Genomic DNA, 16298 nt, shown 5'->3' with positions numbered 1-16298 from the left:
TTCTTTATTCAGGAAGCCTGTACAGTTGCCTGAAAGTGTTCGCGGGTCAAGTCAACCCTGGAGTAAACCAAGCCCGTCAATCAGTGCGCCGCGCCACCATGCGTAATCGTGACCCCCGGTATACATTGCGCAATGGCTGTCGACGCCAGCGGTAAGCAACTGCTGATGCAGCCGCTGAACGTGGGGTACCGTCGAACCTTCCAGCGATCCCACGCACAGGCGGATGCGCACGCCCTGCGGCGGGGCAGAAAGCAGATGTTCGCTCACCCATGACGAATCGGTTTCGCTGAACACGTTTGGCCGGCTGGCACCCTCTGGCGTCCACCACATCGAAGGGGAGTGGCTGAGCGCCAGCCCGAACGTTTCCGGTGCGTAACGAGCGGCCATGAGCGCGCTGACCCCGCCGAGGCTCTGTCCGGCCAGCACGGTGCGCGAACGGTCTGCCCACCGCCGCTGCGGGTGTTCGGCGCGGATCGTCGGCAACAACTGGTCGGCGATATCCTTTATCAGCTCGCTGCGCCCGCCGAGTATCGCAGTTCGCTCGTGTTCATCGATATTGTCGATGCCAAGTACAGCCACAGGCACGATGCGTCCGTTGTTTATGGCGGCGTCAATTGCCGCGCATACGCCAAGGTGATCGAACCAGGTTTCACCATCGGGCAGTACCACCAGGCCGAGGGGCTGCGAAACATCAACGTCCGGCAGATAGAGCCGAACCCGGCGCGATTCCCCGGCGAGAGTGCGCGCCGAGGTAAGCAATTGCCCGCTGGGTGACCCGCCGCGCCATTCGGACTGGGCGGGGGCTTTATCAAGCGCCAGCACCGACTCCTGTGTGCTTCCCCGAACGTTGATCCCCGGCGTTTTGTTTAGCGGATCGACGTGCCCGACGAGGGTAGCAAAGCGGCCTCCGGACTGTGCAATCGTCTCGGCCGGGGTGCCGGGGGGGATTTCCACCAGCGAATAGGAGCCGCAGTAGCTTGCGGGTAAACGCAGTGTCAGAGTCCAGATATCCGTCGCGGGAAGGGCGGTCATCATCCCTTTCGCCACGTGCTCTTTATCCGTCACCCGATTCAGACGCAGATAAACGCCCTGTAGAGGGTGCCTGGCGCGCCACAGAAATGTCACATCACGCTCGTCTTTCGCTCCGTCGACTGGCGTCACCAGCGGTACATTTAGCGACTCAGCGTCTCGCCAGAAGTCAGAAAGGTTAGCAATGTGGCCTGCTGCCAGCTGGCTGCGCAGCCTGGCGATAGCAGAGGGATGTTGTTGCATGTTCAGCATTCACTCTCTTTGAATATGAAGGGTGTCAGTATAAATAGCTAAAGCGGCTATTCCGGGAACAGCCGCTTTAGCGCGTGTTTTGTAATGTCTTACGTGCGCAATTACTCTTCCACGATTTCCCCCGTGATGTCGTGCTGGCGATGGGGAACAGAGCTGCCGACGCTGTCATGCCACAAGCGGGTGTAGAGGCCGCCGGCCGCTAACAGCTGTTCGTGGGTGCCGTATTCCGCAAGCTGCCCCTTATCGATAACGGCAATCAGATCGCAGCGCTGCGCGGTGGTCAGACGGTGCGCCACAATCAGCGCCAGGTGCTTCCCGGTGTGCGCGACGTCTGTTAACGATGACATCAATCGCTCTTCGGATGTGCGATCCAGGCGTGACGTGGCTTCATCGAGCAGCAGGATGTGAGCATTCGCCAGTTGTGCGCGGGCCAGCGCAATCAGCTGGCGCTGACCTGCGGACAGATCGGCACCGCCGTTATTCACCGGTGTGCGGAATCCCTGCGGCAGATTGCGCACCGTCTCATACAGCCCTGCCCGTTGAGAGGCAATCTCAATGTCGTCATTGGTACTGGATGGCCGTGAATAACGAATGTTTTCCGCGATATCACCACTAAACAACGCCACATCCTGATCGACCAGCCCAATCTGGCGACGGTAATCGGCAAGCGAGGCATCATCAATCATCCGATCGCCAATGCTGATCCTGCCGTGGGTGGGGGAATACAATCCGGCGATCAGCTTAATCAGCGTTGACTTACCCGCACCGCTGCGACCAACGACCGCGACGACCCTTCCCTCAGGGATTGTCAGGGTAAGTTTGTTCAGCGCGGGTTCAGGGCTGTCGGGATAACTGAACGTGACCTCATCAAGATGCAGCGCGCCGGTGGCGGGCGGTGCGGAAGAGGGCTCGATGTTCTCTGTGCCTTCGGTCGCCAGTAGTTCATTGATATGTTTGCCGCTGGCCGTCGCCTGCTGCCAGGCGTCGACAATTCCTGATAACTGCTGCACTGGCCCATAGAATTGCCCCAGCAGCAGGAAGAAAGCCGCCAGCACCCCGGCGGTCATTTCGCCTTCGGCGACCCGCGATGCACCCACCAGAAGAACGGCGGCATAGGAGGCCTCGGTGCAGAAGGTCAGGAACGGGAAATAGACGGCAAGGTATTTTTGCGCACGTACGCGGGTCGCACGGAACCGATCCGATAACGCGCGCAGCCGGGCGGCTTCCTGTTCCTGCTGGCCATGCGATTGCACAACGCGCAAGCCGGAGACTTTCTCCTGCAGGGTGCTGTTGACTTTGCCTATTTCCAGCCGCGCCTGCGCATAAGCAGGGGAGCTGAGGCGGCGATAAATCCAGGTTGCCAGTGCGACCACTGGCACCGCGCTTAATGCCGTCAGCGCCAGGAGCGGGTCGAGCCAGAACATGGCGGCGGCGATGGCGAACATTGTCACCAGGCTGGTGGCTGCACCGGCAAGGCCGTTTTGCAGAAAGCGGGCGAGAGAGTCCACATCTACGGTCATGCGGGTCAGACGTGAATCGACATGCTTTTCATGCCAGGGGAGACCAAGACGCAGCATATGGCCGAAGCTGCGCAAGCGCACCGTATGCTGGACTGACTCTGCCGCTCTGGCGGCGAAGACAGTCTGTAGTGAATAACAGCACCAGCTCACGGCCACCAGGCACAGGGCGAATAGGGCACAGAGGCCGATAGTCGACATATCGCCTGTGGCAACGCCGGAGTCAATGCCGCGCTGCAGCAGTATAAGTACCCCGACGCCTGCCGCCGAATCGAGGGCGATCAGCAGGGCGGCGATGACGAACATCCACGCCACGGGCTTCAGCAGCGACGTAACTTTGCGGCCTTTACCGGCCAGCGCCTGCTGTACTGCATTTTCCGGCACGCGCGTCATACGGGCGACAAAGCCTTTATCCCCCGTCTGCGCCGCATCGTCTTGTGCCGCTGGTACGGTCGGCCACAATCCGTTAGGCCCACTGTGGGAAGGCGCGAGGAAATCGCCGTCGCCGGTCATCAGCGCGCGGAACGCCGGACAGCGCGCTTCAAGTTCTGCCTGGGTTCCGGTGTCCACCACCCGGCCCTTATCCAGCACCACAATCCGGCTGGCTAACTGAAGCGTCGAACGGCGTCGGGCAATCACCAGCAGCATATGCTTTTCGTCAGCATAGCGACTCAGCGCGGTGTTGATCTCCGCTTCAGTACCGGCATCGACCGCCGAGGTGGTGTCATCGAGGATCAACACTTCCGGCGCGGTAATGAGCGCCCGTGCCAGCGCGATTCGCTGCCTCTGTCCGCCGGAAAGATTCGTACCGCGTTCGGTTAATTGGGTATCGAAGCCTTTCGGCAGGGCGTTGATAAAATCGCTGGCTCCTGCTGCCCTCGCCGCGAGGCGAATGTCGTCCGCCGTTGCCTGAGGGTGCCCGTAGGCGATATTTTCCGCCACCGTACCGGCAAACAGAAAAGCATCCTCAAACACAACGCCTACCCGACGACGAAGCGCCTCCAGCCTGAGATCGCGGAGGTTCTGTCGGCCTGCGCTGGTGTTGAGCCATATCTCTCCGGCGCTGGGATCGTAAAAACGCGCCAGCAGCATCAGCAGCGTGGATTTCCCGGAACCCGATGCGCCCACTACCGCCACCGTTTCACCGGCGTGCAGGGAAAAGGAGACATCGCTGAGGATGCGTCTGCCGCCACGGTACTCGAAGCTCATATTCTCCAGTTGCAGCCCGATAACCTGACCGTTAACCGCCTCCGTCCCGTCTTCCATCTGCGAACGGGTGTCGATCAGAGCAAACACGCGCTCCACGGACGCCTGGGTGCGCTGGGCGATAACCAGAAACGATGCCAGTACACGGGTTGGCCCGGTCAGCATCGCGAGGAAGCTGGCAAACGCCACGAAGGTGCCGAGATCGATGCGCCCGTGCATAACCGACCAGCCGCCGTAGCACAGCAGGACGATTTGCCCGAGCACCGGTAGCGCCAGCATGGTGGCACCTGGCATCGCCTGCGAGATGGCCGCGCCGATGCGTACCCGCACCATCTGCCGCGACTGGCGATCCAGCCAGCGCGTTTCACGCAGCTCCGCCACGCAGGATTTTACCACTGAGATCTGCGCCAGCACCTCGCGCATATGTTCGGTGAGATTTGCCAGTCGGTCCGAGGCCAGCCCGGTTTGCGCAAAGACCCGGCGACGCGCGCGCAGAGCAGTGATAGCCAGGCATGCCAGTACGCACACGACGATGAGCGTCATGGCGGGTGACATCCACAGCATCACGGCAATGCCGGCAATGTAATAAGTGAACACCGCCAGCGGCACCGGGCACATCTGTAGCAGGGTATGTACCTGCTGCAGATCGCTGTTGGTCCGTGAAATCACCTGCCCGGTGCGCAGTGCGTCCTGGCCTGCGCCGTCAAGTTTTTGAATACTGTCGAATGCCCGTCCTCGCAGGGTGTGCTGCACCCAGAGCGAGAGCTCCCCGGCATAACCGCGGCGCACGTAGTTACCGATGAAATCAAAAAAGGCAATCAGCAATAGCCCGCAGGCCAGCCACGGCAGACGAGTCGGATTGCCCGCCAGCGCGTCGTTCACCGCTTGCCTTGTCAGCAACGGCGTCAGCGCGGCCAGCAGAATGGTCGAGACCGACGCTACCACTACGATGATGCTAAGTTTCTTACGTTCCCAGCACACGCGTGCCAGGCGAACTATCCAGGACCGCGCAGGAGTGGGAGAGTGAGTCGCAGGCATTAAGCCTCCTCCGTCTGTAAACAATAGGATCCAAGTCGGATCGCTGTGCAAAAAAAAGCGCCAGCCCGATCCGGTCCCGCATTGTTACGGGCGTATCTCCTGGATGCGTGCTGGCGTATGATCGTCATGACGGCGTAGTGGCTACCCTTTCTGTACCCTCGCGATCAGGCTTTTCGCCACCTCGCTCGGACAGGGTTGCGCTGCCATTTCCGCCGCTACCTCTTCAGAGGCGTCGCGAAGCGCGCGATTGTCGAGGAAAGCATTGATCATGCTGCTCGACAGGCCGTCGTCGCCGGGGATGATCCCGCAGCCGCGTTCGACAACAGCGCGGGCATTTACCGGGCGATCGGCACCCTGGCCGAAGACGATCTGTGGAATACCGGCGTGCAGCGCCGTCAGGGTATTGCCCGCGCCACCATGATGAATGAAGCCATCTGCGCCGTTCAGGAAGGCTCCCATGGGTATCCAGTCGACCAGGCGAACATTTGAGGGCAGTGAGCGCAGATCCGACCGCGCATTGGCCGAAAGATGCAGGATGATCTCGGCATCGACTTCACTGGCGGAATCCATCACCCAGGCGATCAGGTCAAGGCCGTCGACCATCGGTTTGACGGTACCGAGACTCACCAGCAGACGTTTACGGTCGGGCGTCCTCTCCCACCACGGTTCCCACACCGCGCCGCCGTTGTACGGGACGTACTGCATGGGAATAATGGGTTCTCCGTCGTTTTCAAGAATGCTCATGCTCGGTGGTGTTACGTCGATCCAGGCCATATCGCGCGGTGCGGCCCCAACGCCGTGGCGATGATAGGCGTCCGCGAGCGAACGCGTTACGCCTTTGATATGCCAGGGCGTATGGCCGAAGCCGACGGTTTGCATTACGACCGGTATATCGTATTTGGCGGCAATCAGAGGCCCGATGACCCCGAGCGGCGGGTAGATGACGAGATCGGGCCGCCAGTGTCCGGCAAACTCCACCAGGTGGTCGGCCATCTCTTCGCTGAAGAATGAGAAGTTGCCCATTTTTGTGCCGATGTTGCTTTCTTTTCGCTGTGCCTCGCGGCGGCGATAGTCAGCTTCAGAATCAAAACCGGGTGCGGCGTCAAATACCACCAGCCCTGCTTCTGCCGCTTTTTGGGCGAATTTTCCTCCGCTGGCGATCAGCACTTCATGGCCGTTAACGCGAAACGCCTGTGCCAGAGACAGCACAGGATACAGCAGCCCATAGAGAGGCGGGCCTACAAACAAAATACGCATGAGAAAATCCCTCTCCGCTTGACGAACTAAATCAGGAAGTCGACGCAGTCATATGCCAGCAGCAGGACGTTAATTTTCGTTAAGCCTGCTTTGACAGACGCTGCGTCCTTTTTGAGTTTCACCAGCCTTACGAACGGTCCTGTCGCTGACTATTCCGTGACGTAGGCTGGTGAATCGGGAATTCCTTGTCCCGGCTTCCATTAACGCTTACGCGCCGTTGTCCTTTTGAACAGCCCAGGCGGCGTCGTGCTGCCACGCCGCGGTGTTCAGATGCATTTGTTGAGTGTGAGACCGTTCAACAAACCTGGAGAGGCTTGTTTCCTGATACCTCTGTATACCTTGCCAGATAAACCATCAGTGCAAATGCTAATGATAATAATTACTATTATCATGTGTGGGTTGCAACTATAATTAAGCACTTAATGCACAATGAATCGATTATGGGAAAAATCGCAGGTGGGGCTCAGCAAAAGGGGACTCTGTGGATTTAGGCACAAAATCCCACGCTTGCGGCGGTTTACAGGCGGACCTGGTGATTCTGTGTAATTGATGGCGGGGGTCTACGATGACGCTACTTCACCAAATAGCGCGGGTTTACCTCCCGTAAATACTGGCGATGTTACTATGATGCCTGATTCACTGCTGTTTATCGTTATGGAAAACCTGCGTAATGTTAACAAAATTCCCTCCCCGACGCGTAATGACCTGTGCTGCGGCTCTGCTAATTATTTTTAGCATCGCCTTGTTCTTCTTCCTGAGAAGCCCCGAGGTTCCTGAGTATGTTACCGCTCCAGTACGCATCGGCGATATTGAAAACGCCGTACTTGCTACCGGTCGAATTGATGCGATTGAGCGGGTCAACGTTGGGGCACAGGTTTCTGGCCAGGTTAAGTCGCTGAAGGTGAAGTTAGGCGATCGTGTCACTAAAGGACAGCTCATCGCTGAAATTGATGACGTGCCGCAGCGGAATGATTTACGCAACGCAGAAGCTGCTCTCAACGTGGTAAAAGCGGACCTTCAGGCTAAGCAGGCGCAGTTGAAGCAAGCCTCATTGCGTTTTAAGCGCCAGCGCCAGATGTTAAATGAGGATGCCAGCTCGAGAGAAGATTTCGAAACGGCTGAAACCACGCTGGCCAGTACCCGCGCTGAGCTATCGGCACTGAACGCCAAACTCGTCCAGGCGCAAATTGATGTCGACAAGAAAAAGGTCGATTTGGGTTATACAAAAGTTGTTGCTCCCATGGACGGCATTGTTATTGCCGTTGTCACCCAACAGGGCCAAACGGTTAACTCCAGCCAAAGTGCGCCGACCATTATCAAACTCGCACGTCTGGACGTGATGACAATTAAAGCCCAGATCTCTGAGGCGGATATCACGCGAATTTCACCGGGACAGAAAGCCAGATTCACCATTTTCTCTGAGCCGGATAAGCATTATGACGCCACGTTACGTACCGTTGAACTGGCACCTGAGTCGGTTATGAAAGATGATAGCCTTGCCAGCAGTAGCTCAGCCTCAGGGTCAGGCACGTCAAATGCTTCGGTGTACTACAACGCGCTGCTGGATGTCCCCAATCCAGAAAATCGGCTGCGAATTGCCATGACAGCACAGGTGACCTTGCTGGCTGGAGAAGCTAAAAATACGTTACTGGTGCCGATTCAGGCTGTGCACAAGGTGAGTGGCAACAAACAGCAGGTGCAGATATTGACCAGTGATAACCGGCTGGAAACCCGTGAGGTCAAAACCGGCATTACTAACAGTGTGGATATCCAGATCCTGGACGGTGTAAAAGTCGGGGAACATGTTGTGTTATCGCAGCCGGGTGAAAAAGCGCCCGGGGAAGGGTTTGTATCTTGAGTAATATCATAGAACTCAAGGGCATCAGCCGCACCTACAGGAACGGTGGACAGGATCTCACCGTGCTTAAAGGGATTGATTTGACTATCGCTGCTGGGGAGATGGTCGCGATCATCGGCGCCTCCGGTTCCGGTAAGTCAACCCTGATGAATATTATGGGCTGTCTCGATGTCCCTGATTGTGGCGATTACTTTATCAGCGGTCAAAATGCCGCCCAGCTTTCACCTGACGATCTGGCAAGGATCCGCCGTGAGCACATCGGTTTTATCTTCCAGCGTTATCATTTAATGCCCGACCTGAGCGCGTTAAGTAACGTTGAAATTCCGGCGATTTATGCCAACAGTGAGCGCGAAAAGCGCCGTCTGCGCGCGGCGACATTGCTTGGAAGACTCGGGCTGGAAGGTCGTGAACATCATAAGCCGGGAGAGCTTTCAGGCGGCCAGCAGCAGCGTGTGAGTATTGCCCGCTCGCTGATTAACGGCGGTGAAATCATTCTGGCGGATGAACCCACCGGCGCGCTGGATACGCAGTCCGGTCAGGAGGTACTGTCAATACTCAGTGAACTGAATCAGCGTGGCCATACCGTGGTTATGGTGACACATGATATGAAGGTAGCGCAGCATGCTAACCGTATTATTGAGCTGCGTGACGGTGAAATTATTTCTGATACCGGCAGTCGTGTTACCTCCGGGGTTGCCCTTAAACGACCTGACAGCGTTCAGCAAAGCTGGTGGCAAAGTATTGTTGACCGTACCCGTGAATCCCTGCACATGGCGTTAAAAGCGATGAATGCGCATCGCCTGCGCACGACGTTAACCATGACGGGCATTATTTTTGGTATCGCCGCGGTTGTTACGGTGGTGGCACTGGGAGAAGGCGCGAAACAGCGAACCCTTGATAATATCAAGGAGCTTGGAACCAACGTGGTGAGCATCTACCCGGGAAGGGATTTCTTTGACGACAGCACTGAAGCCATTCGTACACTGGTCCCGGCAGACGCCGAAGCATTAGCAAAGCAGGGGTTTGTTGACAGCGTCAGCCCCGAAGTTAACGCTTCCGACAACATTCGCTTTCTGGGTAAATCCGCTACCGCCACGATCAATGGCGTTGGGCGCGATCATTTTCGCGTAAACGGTATTGAACTGTTGCAGGGATCAACTTTCCAGGACGATCGAAATGCCTCGCAGGAAGTCATCATTGATGAAAACGCCCGCAAGGCGTTATTTGACGATGCGGGACTCAAGGCACTTGGGCAAATCGTTTTTCTGGGTTCCGTGCCTGCACGGGTTGTCGGCATCGCCAAAGGGAACAGCCGAAGCTATGCGCCTAATCGCATTAACGTCTGGATGCCTTACAGCACGGTGATGTATCGAATGACAGGAAAACCGGTGTTGACCAGCATCAGCGTAAGGCTTAAGGATGATGTTGCCAACGAGGCAGCGGTCAGCGCTATTTCTCAGCTTCTCACTCAACGCCACGGCGTGAAAGACTTCCAGCTTTATAATTTCGAGCAGATTCGACAATCAATCGAACGGACCTCAATGACCTTTAGCATCCTGATTCTGATGGTGGCCTGCATCTCGCTGATGATCGGCAGCATTGGGGTGATGAATATCATGCTGGTGTCGGTCACGGAACGGACCCATGAGATTGGCGTACGAATGGCGGTCGGTGCGCGTCAGGGCGATATCATGCAGCAGTTTATGATTGAGGCTGTGCTGGTATGTCTAATAGGCGGAGTGTTAGGTATTGCACTGTCGTATGCCGCCGGAGCGCTGTTCACCGCGCTGGCAGGGGGCATTTTCACCGCCATTTATTCGTGGCAGGCCGCTGCTGCCGCATTCTTCTGCTCAACTTTAATCGGCATGATCTTTGGTTATCTCCCTGCCCGCAAGGCAGCAAGGATGGATCCGGTCGTTTCACTGGCCAGCGAGTAACCCATTAAAATATTATCCCCTTTAACGGTATGCCTTGCTGTCCTGCTTAGTGCTGGCTGCGCCGACTCTCTGAAAAGCGACTATCAGCCTCCTGAGGTGAAATACCCTGCCAACTGGTATCAGGCGGATGCTGCGGAGGAGAGGATGCCGTTCGACTGGCAGGCCTTTAACGATCCAGACCTCGACGGCTGGCTGCGGCAGGTGATGGTGCGCAATAACGATGTCGCTGGAGCGGTATTGCGTGTTTATCGCGCCCGCCTGGAAGAAGAGCGGATTGGCATCACAAACGATCCGGGACTAAAAGGTTCGCTCGCGCTTGACGGTAAAAAACAGCTGAACAGCTCAGCCCACTGGAGCAGGGGCAGCGTTGCCAGTATTAATACCAGCTATGAGCTGGATCTGTGGGGCAAAATAGCGCGGCAGCGCGATGCGAAGGCGTGGGCACGTTTTGCCTCGGAAGAGGATCTGCGTTCTGCACGCCTGACGCTGCTTTCAAATGCCAGTAATAATTACTGGCGCTTAGGCTTTATTAACCAGCAGCTGTCTGTCCTGCAACAAAGCATCAACTATGCAAAAGAGACGCTGCGCCTGGCTAACGCGCGCTATGCCGCGGGCGGTGCCTCCTCTCTGGATGTTGTGGATGCTCAGCAGGGCGTGCTTTCGCAGGAAAACAGGCTGGCGGCGTTGAAGAATGAACGTTTACAGGCGCTCAATCAGCAAGCCGTTTTGCTTGGAACCGCGCCGGGCAGCGCGATAGTCGAGCCGAAAACGTTACCAATGGGACCACTGCCGCAGGTCAGTGGAAAGATCCCGGTCAACGTGCTGCGGCATCGACCCGATATCAGCGCTAAAGAGTGGCGGGTACGGGAAGCATTGGCCACCGTTGATGTCCAGCGTACTGCATTTTATCCAGCGTTTAGTCTGACCGGCTCGCTTGGCACCAGCAGCAGCAGCCTTATGGCCTTCATGGAAAATCCTGTAGGCTCTGTTGGAGCAAACCTGACCCTGCCGTTCCTGGAATGGAGAGAAAGGGGCATGGACGTGAAGATTGCCCGCAACGACTACGAGCAACGGGTTCTGGAGTTTAAACAGGAACTTTACAAGGCGATGAGTAGCATAGAAGATGCGCTTGCTTTGCGTCATCAACTCCTGGAGCAGGAGACGCTTCTACGTGAAGGCCTGGAACTGGCGAAAAAATCAGAGAGGTTAAACGAAGTTCGCTATCGCCAGGGCGCGGTGCGAATTTCTTTCTGGCTTGATGCTCAGGAGAAACGCCGACAGGCCGAACTGGCACTGTATGAAAATCGCTTTAACCAGTTAAATAATCTGGCAAAAATCTATATGGAGTTCGGCGGTTCGGTATCTTTCCCCTGAATTGCGCAGACTCATTTACGTCTGGCAGCAATATGACTTGCTGCCAGGGCGCAGTTCGCAAGACATCCCTCGTCATTATTCAAACCCATCTCACAAAAATCGTTCCTCCCCTTTGATCGAAATTTCATCTCCGGCTATATGACTAGTCATATCATTTAAATGACTAGTCATATAGGAGGCAACCATGAATCAATCACTGCCAGCCAACTTCTTATGGGGCAACTCGGTGTCGAGCATGCAGACGGAAGGGGCCTGGAATGAGGGCGGAAAGGGGATGTCGGTGTATGACATTCGCGAAGCCGGTGAAAATATCTCTGACTGGAAAGTGGCCACCGACTCCTACCACCGCTACCGGGAAGATTTCGACCTGATGCAGGATCTGGGCATGAACTGCTACCGCTTCCAGATCTCCTGGAGCCGCGTCTGCCCGCAGGGTGACGGCGAGTTCAACGCCGAAGGCATCGCGTTTTATGACCGTTTTATCGACGATCTGATCGCCCGCGGTATCGAGCCGATGGTCTGCCTCTACCACTTCGATATGCCGCTGGCGCTGGCACAGGAGTACAACGGATTTAACGATCGTCGCGTGGTGGAGGCGTTTATCCGCTACGGCAAAAAGATGATCGACTGCTACGGTGACCGGGTGAAGTACTGGCTGACCTTTAACGAGCAGAATATTTTCCACATGCCGATAGCCTTCCGCATCTCCGGCTATATGAAGGGGGAGGAAACCCTGCGCGAGCTGTACGAAGTGCAGCATCACACCATGGTGGCGCACATGGCGCTGACCGAGTACCTGCACCAGACTAAGCCGGGCAAGCTGATGGGCGGCATGCTGGCGCACCAGCTGATTTATCCGGCCACCTGCAAACCGCGTGACATCTTCTGCGCCCAGCAGTACGACGAATTCCTTAACCAGAACCTGCTGCGCGTCTTCGCGGGCCAGGGCTACAGCCCGGCGGTGATGGCGGTGGTGGAGCAGGAAGGCTTCGGCGATATCTACCGCGCAGACGATCTCGCGCTGTTTGCGCGCACGAAGAACGACTTTATGGCCTTCAGCTACTACGCCAGCAAAACGCTGGACAGCGATGCCATCCCGGAAGGCACGCCGGTGAACTATTACCTGCTGCACGGCGAGAAAAACAATCCGTACCTGAAGGCCACCGAGTGGAACTGGCAGATCGATCCGCTGGGCTTTCGCACCATCATCACCCGCTATGCCAACGACTGGCGGATGCCAGTATTCCCGATTGAGAACGGCATTGGGGTGATTGAGTCCTGGGATGGCGTAAACCCCATAGAGGATACCTACCGCATCGACTACCACCGGGCGCATATCAAGGCCATGAAAGAGGCGATGTTCGAGGACGGGTCAGAGGTATTGGGCTATCTCGGCTGGGGGTTGATTGACATTCTCAGCTCCCAGGGTGACATGCGCAAGCGCTACGGCGTGGTCTACGTCAACCGTGAAAATCACGACCTGAAAGACCTGAAGCGCGTGCCGAAGAAGAGCTATGCGTGGTTAAAACAGGTAATCCATACCAACGGACGCGAGATGTAAGCCGTACGCTGCCGGGCCGTTTTTGTGACTGATTGATGGGAACTATCCGCTATGTCTGAAACAAAAATAACACCGCACATGCAGTCTTTTGTCGATAAATTTGTTGAGTTCTCGGCGCGCCTGGCAAACCAGGTGCATCTTCGCTCTCTGCGCGATGCCTTCGCCACGGTAATGCCGATTTTCATCCTTGCCGGTCTGGCGGTGCTGGTGAACAACGTGGTGTTCCCCTGGATCTTAGAGGGCGACACGCTCACGCAGTTTAAGGTGTGGGGCGAGGCGATCATCAACGGCACGCTGAACATCGCCGCGCTGCTGCTGGCGCCGATGATCGCCTGGTCGCTGGCGCGCAACAAAGATTTCGACAATCCGGTCTCGGCAGTGGTTATCGCCGTCAGCAGTTTCATCATCATGATGCCGATGCGCTTACAGATTACCCCCGTCGGCAGCGACGCCACGGTAAACGTTACCCAGGTGCTGACGTTCGCCAATATCGGCTCCACCGGGATTTTCGCCGGGGTGCTGATTGGGCTGCTCTCAACCGAGCTGTTTATCGCCATTTCACGGCTGAAGGCGCTGCACATTTCGCTGGGGGAGAACGTACCGCCAGCGGTGAGCAAATCCTTTACCGCGCTGATCCCGACGATCCTCACGCTCTCCCTGTTTGCGGTGCTGGCGGCTATACTGGCGAACGTGCTGCACACGGATCTGATCCATCTCATTACGACATTTATTCAGCAGCCGCTGCGGCTGATCAACACCAGCCTGCCCGGGACGATCTTCATTTACAGCTTCGGTAACTTCCTGTTCACGCTCGGTATTCATCAGTCGGTGGTCAACAGCGTGGTGCTGGAGCCATTCCTGCTGATCAATACCAATGAGAATATGCTGGCCTTTGCCAACGGCCAGCCGATCCCGCACATCATCAACAACATCTTTGTGCCGACCTTTGGCATGGTGGGCGGGACGGGCAGCACAATCTCATTGCTGATTGCTATCTTCATCTTCTCAAGACAGAAATCAGCGAAGCAGGTGGCGCGTCTGTCGCTGGCGCCGGGTCTGTTTAACATCAACGAGCCGGTGATTTTCGGCCTGCCGATAGTCTTTAACCTGCCGCTGATGATCCCGTTTGTGCTGCTGCCCGCTATCGGGATTTACTTTGCGTGGCTTTGTACCACGCTGGGGCTCATGTCGCGCTGCGTGGTGATGATCCCGTGGACGACCCCGCCGATCCTCAGCGCCTGGCTGGCGACGGCGGGGGACTGGCGGGCGGTGGTGGTGCAGTTGGCAATCATCGTATTTGGTGTATTCTTCTACCTGCCTTTCCTCAAAGTTGCCGAGCGAGTGGCGTTGAAAAACAGCGGGACAGAACACTAATTTAAGGAAGGACGATGGCGGCGAAGTACATCACCATAGCGCGGGAAATTAAGAAACGCATTATCACCCAGCAGTACGCCGCCAATGAACCTCTGCCGGACCAGTTCGCGCTGGCGGCGGAGTTCAGCACCAGCCGGATGACCATTCAGCAGGCGATGCGTCAGCTGATCGTAGAAGGGCTGGTCTATACCCGACAGGGGCAGGGCACGTTCATCCGCAAAAATTTCCTCCAGCTTTCCCAGTGGGATCTCTCCGGCAGCGACTACTTCGGGGCGACCAAAACCTGGGAACATTTGGGCACGGTGACGAGCCAGGTGGTGCACTTCGAACTGCGCTTCCCGAACGAGAAAGAGCAGGCATCGCTGATGATAAATCCGGATACGCCGATCTATGACTTTATCCGTCTGCGTTTACTGAACGGTGAGCCGATGTCTCTGGACGCTACGGTAATGCCGCTCAATCTGGTGCCCGGTCTGAACAAAACCCATCTTGAAAGTTCGGTATTCCGGTATGTACAGGAGACGCTGGGGCTGAAGATCATGGGATCGTATCGGGTGGTGCGGGCGCTGAAGCCCAGTGCGCTGGATATGCAACACCTTGTCTGCGAGCCAACCGACCCGGTGCTGGAGGTAGAGCAGGTGATCTATCTTGAAGATGGTACGCCGCTGGAGTACGCCCATTGTCACTATCGCTATGACCATGGCGGCATCGTTATCGTGAATAACGGATAAAAAAAAGCGGGCCCCGCGGCCCGCTTTTTTAATTCTCACGATTAGTTCAGACGCACCGGCATACCGGAACGGTTCTGAATCGCCTGGTCAACGATGGTCGTGTCAACATCCGCCTGAGAGGTGACGGACTGCACCGCGCTGGTCAGCTTAATCGGTACGATTTCGTTGTTGTTGATCTGATCTTCGCTGGTGGACAGCGGGTTATGCACTTCAATGTAACGGCTGCCGTCCGGCTCTGACGTCGCTTTCACCGGTTCGTTAATGAACTGCACGCGCGTACCGACCGGCACGTTATCGAACAGGAATTTGATGTCTTCATTACGCAGACGCACGCAGCCGTGGCTTACGCGCAGGCCGATACCGAAGTTGGCGTTAGTACCGTGGATGGCATACAGACGTCCAATGTACAGCGCGTACAGACCCATCGGGTTATCCGGGCCGGCAGGCACAACGGCTGGCAGCGGTTCGCCGGCAGCAATGTACTCAGCGTGCATTTTGGCGGTCGGCGTCCAGGTTGGGCCCGCTTTCTTACGCTCCACTTTGGTGGTCCAGTTCAGCGGAGTGTCTTTACCCAGCTGACCGATACCGATAGGCAGCACGATCACGGTGTTGGTGCCTTTCGGGTAGTAATACAGACGCATTTCGGCGCTGTTAATCACGATACCTTCGTGCACGGTATCCGGCAGGATCAGCTGCTGTGGAATGTTGAGTACGGTACCCGCTTTCGGCAGATACGGGTCAACGCCCGGGTTCGCCTCCAGCATGTTCGACAGACCGAGCTGATACTGCGCCGCGAAGTATTCCAGCGGCTGAGAGTTCCCTTCCGGCACCGTCACCACCTGGTTTTCACCCACCAGACGGCTTCCGTCTGTCGGCAGGGGATACGTCACCGCAGACGCGGTCTTACAAAAACCTACTACGGCTAACGCCGCCGCAAAAAGCGTTGTTAATTTCATGTTCATGTTATGCGAGGTATCTAAGCCATTCTGGCGATGAGTTGATAAGTCTGAATCGGTAATGGGAGCGCATTATATGTGCATTCCCGTTAACTGGGAATTCAGATGTGTACGAAATCACATTTTTTTCGATTTTGTTAAAGTTTAGTGGATTACCGCAACACGGGATCTCAATTCGGAATTGTGGCATAATGCCGCGTTTATCACA

10 protein-coding genes are annotated in these 16298 nt (G+C 56.4%); 6 read left to right on the top strand and 4 right to left on the bottom strand.

Going from position 1 to position 16298, the window contains the following annotated elements; all coding sequences use genetic code 11:
- Positions 1 to 51: 51 nt before the first annotated feature.
- The 3 genes from O1722_RS15760 to iroB all read right to left on the bottom strand — a co-directional run bounded on the left by O1722_RS15760 (position 52) and on the right by iroB (position 6299).
- Positions 52 to 1281, bottom strand: coding sequence for an alpha/beta hydrolase-fold protein (locus tag O1722_RS15760; protein ID WP_032670271.1), 1230 nt, complete (start codon positions 1279 to 1281; stop codon positions 52 to 54).
- 101 nt (positions 1282 to 1382) lie between these two features.
- Positions 1383 to 5042: a salmochelin/enterobactin export ABC transporter IroC gene (gene iroC, locus O1722_RS15755; RefSeq protein WP_058686644.1), complete on the bottom strand. Its 3660-nt coding sequence runs from the start codon at positions 5040 to 5042 to the stop codon at positions 1383 to 1385.
- A gap of 141 nt (positions 5043 to 5183) precedes the next feature.
- Positions 5184 to 6299 carry a salmochelin biosynthesis C-glycosyltransferase IroB gene (iroB, locus tag O1722_RS15750; protein WP_033486354.1) on the bottom strand — a complete coding sequence of 372 codons (1116 nt, stop codon included), beginning with the start codon at positions 6297 to 6299 and terminating at the stop codon, positions 5184 to 5186.
- 670 nt (positions 6300 to 6969) lie between these two features.
- Here iroB and etsA point away from each other — a divergent pair.
- From etsA to O1722_RS15720, 6 genes are all read left to right on the top strand, one after another.
- Positions 6970 to 8157, top strand: a complete 1188-nt coding sequence (etsA, locus tag O1722_RS15745; RefSeq protein ID WP_023303343.1) for a macrolide efflux RND transporter periplasmic adaptor subunit EtsA — start codon at positions 6970 to 6972, stop codon at positions 8155 to 8157.
- A complete protein-coding gene (locus O1722_RS15740) occupies positions 8154 to 10094 on the top strand; it encodes a MacB family efflux pump subunit (protein WP_023296167.1) in 1941 nt (646 codons plus the stop codon). The genes etsA and O1722_RS15740 overlap by 4 nt, the downstream gene beginning before the upstream one ends.
- A gap of 3 nt (positions 10095 to 10097) precedes the next feature.
- Positions 10098 to 11468 carry a macrolide efflux RND transporter outer membrane subunit EtsC gene (etsC, locus tag O1722_RS15735; RefSeq protein WP_032653059.1) on the top strand — a complete coding sequence of 457 codons (1371 nt, stop codon included), beginning with the start codon at positions 10098 to 10100 and terminating at the stop codon, positions 11466 to 11468.
- A 184-nt stretch (positions 11469 to 11652) separates the two neighbouring features.
- The gene (locus O1722_RS15730) at positions 11653 to 13029 is read left to right on the top strand and encodes a glycoside hydrolase family 1 protein (protein WP_033486353.1); all 1377 of its coding nucleotides are present in this window, start codon (positions 11653 to 11655) and stop codon (positions 13027 to 13029) included.
- A 51-nt stretch (positions 13030 to 13080) separates the two neighbouring features.
- Positions 13081 to 14403 (top strand): PTS sugar transporter subunit IIC, encoded by a 1323-nt coding sequence (locus O1722_RS15725; protein ID WP_023296170.1) that lies wholly within the window; start codon positions 13081 to 13083, stop codon positions 14401 to 14403.
- 14 nt (positions 14404 to 14417) lie between these two features.
- Positions 14418 to 15134, top strand: a complete 717-nt coding sequence (locus tag O1722_RS15720; RefSeq protein ID WP_015571043.1) for a GntR family transcriptional regulator — start codon at positions 14418 to 14420, stop codon at positions 15132 to 15134.
- Between the two features lie 41 nt (positions 15135 to 15175).
- Here the strand turns inward: O1722_RS15720 and ldtB are convergent, their stop codons facing one another.
- Positions 15176 to 16096 carry a L,D-transpeptidase gene (gene ldtB, locus O1722_RS15715; protein ID WP_015571042.1) on the bottom strand — a complete coding sequence of 307 codons (921 nt, stop codon included), beginning with the start codon at positions 16094 to 16096 and terminating at the stop codon, positions 15176 to 15178.
- Positions 16097 to 16298: the final 202 nt, after the last annotated feature.

It is taken from the genome of Enterobacter cloacae complex sp. HYC003_NIDB, from assembly GCF_056673375.1.
This window is presented reverse-complemented; position numbering and strand designations above follow the sequence as displayed.

Excerpts from the sequence above, each read along its gene's own strand:
- O1722_RS15760 (WP_032670271.1), bottom strand. The coding sequence starts at position 1,281 with ATGCTGAACATGCAACAACATCCCTCTGCTATCGCCAGGCTGCGCAGC.
- iroC (WP_058686644.1), bottom strand. The coding sequence starts at position 5,042 with ATGCCTGCGACTCACTCTCCCACTCCTGCGCGGTCCTGGATAGTTCGC.
- iroB (WP_033486354.1), bottom strand. The coding sequence starts at position 6,299 with ATGCGTATTTTGTTTGTAGGCCCGCCTCTCTATGGGCTGCTGTATCCT.
- etsA (WP_023303343.1), top strand. The coding sequence starts at position 6,970 with ATGTTAACAAAATTCCCTCCCCGACGCGTAATGACCTGTGCTGCGGCT.
- O1722_RS15730 (WP_033486353.1), top strand. The coding sequence starts at position 11,653 with ATGAATCAATCACTGCCAGCCAACTTCTTATGGGGCAACTCGGTGTCG.
- O1722_RS15725 (WP_023296170.1), top strand. The coding sequence starts at position 13,081 with ATGTCTGAAACAAAAATAACACCGCACATGCAGTCTTTTGTCGATAAA.
- O1722_RS15720 (WP_015571043.1), top strand. The coding sequence starts at position 14,418 with ATGGCGGCGAAGTACATCACCATAGCGCGGGAAATTAAGAAACGCATT.
- ldtB (WP_015571042.1), bottom strand. The coding sequence starts at position 16,096 with ATGAACATGAAATTAACAACGCTTTTTGCGGCGGCGTTAGCCGTAGTA.